Source organism: Flavobacterium xanthum (assembly GCF_900142695.1).
Classification (GTDB): Bacteria; Bacteroidota; Bacteroidia; order Flavobacteriales; family Flavobacteriaceae; genus Flavobacterium; species Flavobacterium xanthum.
The window spans coordinates 1-5174 of sequence record NZ_FRBU01000074.1 but is presented as its reverse complement, the minus strand read 5'-3'; the positions used below and the strand labels follow the sequence as shown (position 1 = coordinate 5174).

At 31.3% G+C, this 5174-nt stretch carries 7 protein-coding genes; 4 read left to right on the top strand and 3 right to left on the bottom strand.

The genetic code is table 11. The annotated features are described in order from the left end of the window. Window positions 1–167 precede the first annotated feature (167 nt). Entirely contained in the window at window positions 168–665 is a 498-nt protein-coding gene (locus tag BUC11_RS16220; protein WP_073355736.1) for a sensor histidine kinase, read from the top strand. Then, window positions 658–1338: a response regulator transcription factor gene (locus BUC11_RS16215; RefSeq protein ID WP_073355734.1), complete on the top strand. Its 681-nt coding sequence runs from the start codon at window positions 658–660 to the stop codon at window positions 1336–1338. The genes BUC11_RS16220 and BUC11_RS16215 overlap by 8 nt, the downstream gene beginning before the upstream one ends. 7 nt (window positions 1339–1345) lie before the next feature. Here BUC11_RS16215 and BUC11_RS16210 read toward each other — a convergent pair whose 3' ends face one another. Beyond that, entirely contained in the window at window positions 1346–2254 is a 909-nt protein-coding gene (locus BUC11_RS16210; protein WP_073355732.1) for a GLPGLI family protein, read from the bottom strand. A 115-nt stretch (window positions 2255–2369) separates the two neighbouring features. Here BUC11_RS16210 and BUC11_RS16205 point away from each other — a divergent pair, with 115 nt between their 5' ends. Then, entirely contained in the window at window positions 2370–3161 is a 792-nt protein-coding gene (locus BUC11_RS16205; RefSeq protein ID WP_073355730.1) for a hypothetical protein, read from the top strand. Then, on the top strand, window positions 3161–3775 hold the full coding sequence (locus BUC11_RS16200; RefSeq protein WP_066082982.1) for a deoxynucleoside kinase: 615 nt from the start codon (window positions 3161–3163) through the stop codon (window positions 3773–3775). The genes BUC11_RS16205 and BUC11_RS16200 overlap by 1 nt, the downstream gene beginning before the upstream one ends. Before the next feature lie 11 nt (window positions 3776–3786). On the opposite strand, the gene BUC11_RS16195 is transcribed toward BUC11_RS16200, so the two are convergent. Both BUC11_RS16195 and BUC11_RS16190 read right to left on the bottom strand, forming a co-directional pair. Further along, window positions 3787–4818, bottom strand: coding sequence for a TonB-dependent receptor (locus tag BUC11_RS16195; protein WP_175547773.1), 1032 nt, complete (start codon window positions 4816–4818; stop codon window positions 3787–3789). A gap of 45 nt (window positions 4819–4863) precedes the next feature. Continuing rightward, window positions 4864–5174: IS66 family transposase (locus BUC11_RS16190; RefSeq protein WP_139259498.1), on the bottom strand; the 311-nt coding region annotated here is incomplete at its 5' end.

The window sequence follows — 5174 nt, the reverse complement described above, 5'->3', positions numbered from 1 at the left end:
ACCTCGGAAAAGGCATCAATTTGATTCTCCAAATGAAGTATATTTACAATTATTAAACAATAATCAGGAATTCGCATTAATTAATTGAATCCACCTCCAATAATGATCCAAAAAAAACTAATCGTTACTTAGACATAGCAAACCACCAATTAGAAAAGTTAGCAAATATGGTTGAGAAACTTTTGGAAACTGCCTCGTTAGAATCTGACAAGCTTACCATAAACAAAGAACCGCTGAATATAGTTCAATTATTGGAAACTAATATTGAGAAACACCTATTGAATACCTCTACCAAAACCATCTCTTTTCGTTCGAATTATAAGGAACTAATAATGAATGTGGATGCATTTCATTTTGAAAATGCAATTTCAAATCTAATTGATAACGCTCTAAAATATGGCGGAAATCAAATTGAAGTTAGATTAAAATTAGACCAAAAAAAGATAGAAATAACAGTACAAGACAATGGAATTGAGATTGATAGAAATCAACGTGAAAAGATTTTCGAAAAGTTTTATAGAATTCCAAAAGGGAATATCCATGATGTGAAAGGCTTTGGCATAGGCTTATATTATTCGCAAAAAATTATAGAAAAACATCAAGGAACACTTGAGCTAATCGTGAATTCAAAAAACATTTTTAAAATCACACTAGCGAATGTCTAAAAAAATAAGAATAATACTAGCCGAAGACGAACCAGCCTTAGCACAAATCATTAAGGAAAGTTTAGAAACTAGAAATTTTGAGGTTATTCTCTGTAAAGACGGCGAAGAAGCTTTTGATGCTTTTAAAAATGAAAAAATAGAGCTAGTAGTTTTGGATGTCATGATGCCAAAGAAAGATGGATTTTCAGTAGCGAAAGATATTCGAAAATTAGATAATAAGATTCCCATAGTTTTTCTCACTGCTAAATCACAAACTCAAGATGTAGTTGATGGATTTAATTTTGGCGGCAACGACTACCTAAAAAAACCTTTTAGCATGGAAGAACTAATTGTTAGAATCCACTCTCTTCTTGGAAGAAAAATTAATCTTAAAAACGACGAAAACATTCTAATTGGCAACTATGTTTTTAATCTTACTAAACAAACCTTACATTGTTCTGAAGCAATAATCTCATTAACCCATCGCGAAGCTGTCCTATTAGACTTACTATCTGAAAATAAAAACAAAATAGTTAACCGTTCTTTAATTTTAAATAAAATTTGGGGAAATGATGATTTTTTTACTGGTAGAAGTATGGATGTTTTTATTACAAAGTTGAGAAAAAAATTAAGCCTTGATCCCAACATTCAAATTATTAATGTTCGTGGTCAAGGCTGTAAATTAATTTGTTAAAATAAGGTTACCCTCCAAAACGAATTTGCATACCGCCATCTCCACCACGTCCTTGGTTCATTTCCCTAAACTCTTCCATTTTTTTTACTACAGCTTCGTCATATTCTTTTTGAGAAATTACTTTACCTTTAGTTGAAGGTTTTATTTCTCCTTTTTCTTTGGGATTTAAAACGACTTTAGAACACAAAATAATTGTTTTACCATCATTCACTTCCAAAATCAATCCCGGCAATCCCCAATATCCTTCTGGACCTTGATTTACGGGGATTTCTGGTGTATACCATGCCGTAATCGTAATTTCTTTTGGCAATTCTACAGCATCTAGGAAATTAGTTTTCTTCTCAGCAGCAGGCTTGTCTGATTCTTTTTTGTCTTCCTCTTTCTTGGCCTCTTCTCTTTTAGGTCTAAAGTTTCTAAAGTCAGTTGCACTTGGCGCTTTTACAGCCGTTGCTTTGTAACACGTGTAACCACCAATCACTCTGGTCTCCCCTTCCATCTTCCATTGTAAATTGGGTAATGAATCCTTTATAAGAAACTCTTTTCCCATAAACTCTTTATCAATAGTATAGGATTTCTCTTTTACGTTTTTGTAATAGGTTCCTCCGCCACCAGTCATGGAGCTCATCATTCGCATTCCGCCACCGGCTTGTGCAGAAGCATCCAGTTTTTCTTCCTCTTTGTAAATTGATGCCGATTTATTAAAATTAAGAATAAACGTTTTTTCGAACATTTTCTTCATTCTTTCCTCAATCATCTTTTGCATATCTGGAGCCATGTTTTTGTTGCCCTCCATTCGAGTTTTAAAATCGGAAGTACTCGTTTTCGATTCATAAACCGCCATTCCTTGAAATTCCTGAGCATGAAGACCCATGAATGATGCGAGTGCTAATACTAATGTGAAAATTACTTTATACATATTATTTGGATTTTGATAAATAAGACTGAAAAATACTATTTTTGTTACAGGTATTCTCTTAAAATAATAATAAGACTCTCCTAATTATATTTGGTTTAATCGTAATTTCGCTTTCATGAAGAAATTAGTAATTTTTCTCTTTATCGCTTCGTTTTCAGTGGTTTTTAGTCAAACACAAAATCCAACGGTTGTAAAAATGGACTCTATTCGTTTTAATGGAGATGCCTTTTTAGGATACGATTCTTTTGGTTTTTATTACACCATTAATAACAATGTTTTTTCTAAGATAAATAAAAGAGAAACTTTAGAATATAAAAATGTTTCATTAGGCAAAATTACTAAAGTTGACCTACAAAATCCGCTTAAAATTGTCTTGTTTTATGAAAATTTCAACACCGTTATTTCATTAGACAATCAATTGAATGAAACCCAAAAAATAAACTTTTCAGAAAATCCAATTCCAATCGTAGGAACGGCTATTGGAATAGCCTCTCAAAATCAACTTTGGATTTATAACAGTATGAATCAGCAGCTGGGACTTTATGATTATTTAAGTGCTACTTATAAAACGATTTCTGTGCCTTTTACAGAAAGCATCAAGAATTATGTTTCTGACTTTAATGTTTTTCATTGGATTGATATTAAAAACAGCTGGTATATGTGTGACATTTTTGGAAAAATAACCAGCAAGGGAAAAGTCCCTGATTTCGAAACAATAACAATCATTAATGAAAATCAATTTATGTATTCTAAGAACTCCATTTTGATTTTACATGATTTAGAAAAAGAGACCAAAACTCAAATTGAAATTTCAGAAAAAACATTTAAAAAATTCTATTACAAGGACCAAATTTTATCTATTTTTACAGCAACAGGAATTACAAATTATAAAATCACAATACCATAATGCACATAGCAATAGCAGGAAATATAGGTTCTGGAAAAACAACTTTGACACGTTTATTAGCGAAACATTTTAAGTGGGAACCGCATTATGAAGATGTAGTTGACAATCCATACTTGGATGATTTTTACCATCAAATGGAGCGCTGGTCCTTTAATTTACAAATTTACTTCTTGAATAGTCGTTTCCGTCAGGTCATGCAAATTCGGGAAAGCGGTAAAAAAATTATACAAGACCGAACAATCTATGAAGATGCCCATATTTTTGCGCCTAATCTTTACGCGATGGGTTTGATGACCAATCGTGATTTTCAGAATTATTCTTCCCTTTTTGAATTAATGGAATCTACAGTTAAAGCACCTGATCTATTGATTTATTTAAGAAGTTCTATTCCTAATCTAGTCGGACAGATTCATAAAAGAGGACGCGAATACGAGAACTCCATTTCTATTGATTATTTGAGCCGTTTGAACGAAAGATACGAAGGTTGGATTCAAACGTATGACAAAGGAAAATTAATGATTATAGATGTAGATAACATTAATTTTGTAGACAATCCAGAAGATTTAGGAACTATTTTTAATCGAATTGATGCGGAATTGAACGGATTGTTTTAGATAGAAAATCCCTACAATGAATAATTGAACCCTATAGTAAATTGTCTTGGCCTCAATGAAAATTGATACACATTCACGAAATTAAAATAACTGTTTGTCGTTGTAAAAAATTGCGTATCAAAAATATTAATCAAAGAGGCATTTATATTTACTTTTTTAGAAGGTTTGTAATAAAAAGACATATTAAAAAGTGTATTTTTAGCAACAGTACTACTATTTGAAGTTTCTGTTCTAGACGAATCTAAACCGAAATTGATTCGTGTAGCATTAGTTGTATATATATCCAAATTCAAATTTTGAAAAAGAATTGAGTTATTAATTTGACTACCTGTAGTTTGTGACGTTCCAAAGTTCAATTTAGCTTTATATTCCAGCGTAAACCAACTTCCTTTATCCCAACTTAAGCCAAAATCTATACTTTGCCTGCTATTAATTGCATCGAGAAATTGATTATTAAAAAACAATTGGTTTTTACTGGTATTGTATGCATATGTCAATTCTGTTTTAAAAGAACCTAAAAACCCTTTTGTTAAATATAAAGTACAACCATAGTTTCTTAAAGAATTAGGTTGTTTAATAACTTCTGTAACCATAAAGCCCTCGCTGTTTAATTCATTTGAAAATGTAGCGTCGGATTTGTTTTGATTCAAATTGCCTTTTAAACTTAAAAAAAAACTTTTTAGAATATTATTATAATTTATATAAGGCGCAAGTGAATTTGTTCTGATTATGTTAACAAAATTTGGATTTTGAACCATTGCATTAAAACTAGTTAAAATTACAGGTGTATAAAGCTGTGAAAAATCGGATATGTTATTATTTAAATCATAACTAACACCCAAATTCCATTTTGTATTAAAACTATATTTAACAGATATATGAGGTTGGATAAATAAAAAAGAATCACTTATTCCTAAAGTAGTGTTATTGTTCTCAATAGAATTTAAATTAATAAAGTCCGCTGATAAACCCCATGAAAACATTGCTTTGCCTATATTTATTGTTGAATGGAGTTTAGTCTTTGTTGGTATCCACCCGAGCAACTACATATTGTTTAGTTCAATAAGATTAATGATAGGAGCGTAATTTTACAATGGTTTAGATTCCGCTAGCTGCTTGTAATTGTGAGGATACAGGTCTGTAATATTCTTGTGGTTTATAGATTGGATATTCTCAAGGGTATATTTTAGCCACTCAAAAGGATTTACGTTATGCTTTTTGCAGTTAGTAAAAAAGGTATAGGCCATAGCCGCTCTTTGAGCAGCATCGTGCGATCCGGCAAAAAGATAATTCTTTCTACCAATGGCCACTGGTCTGATTGCATTTTCCACCAGATTATTATCTATTTGCAAGTTACCATCTAATAGGTATGCCGATAAATTATCCCATCTTGTTTGAG

Coding starts and splice junctions, on each gene's coding strand:
- BUC11_RS16210 (WP_073355732.1), bottom strand. CDS start 2,254: ATGTATAAAGTAATTTTCACATTAGTATTAGCACTCGCATCATTCATG.
- BUC11_RS16215 (WP_073355734.1), top strand. CDS start 658: ATGTCTAAAAAAATAAGAATAATACTAGCCGAAGACGAACCAGCCTTA.
- BUC11_RS16205 (WP_073355730.1), top strand. CDS start 2,370: ATGAAGAAATTAGTAATTTTTCTCTTTATCGCTTCGTTTTCAGTGGTT.
- BUC11_RS16220 (WP_073355736.1), top strand. CDS start 168: ATGGTTGAGAAACTTTTGGAAACTGCCTCGTTAGAATCTGACAAGCTT.
- BUC11_RS16200 (WP_066082982.1), top strand. CDS start 3,161: ATGCACATAGCAATAGCAGGAAATATAGGTTCTGGAAAAACAACTTTG.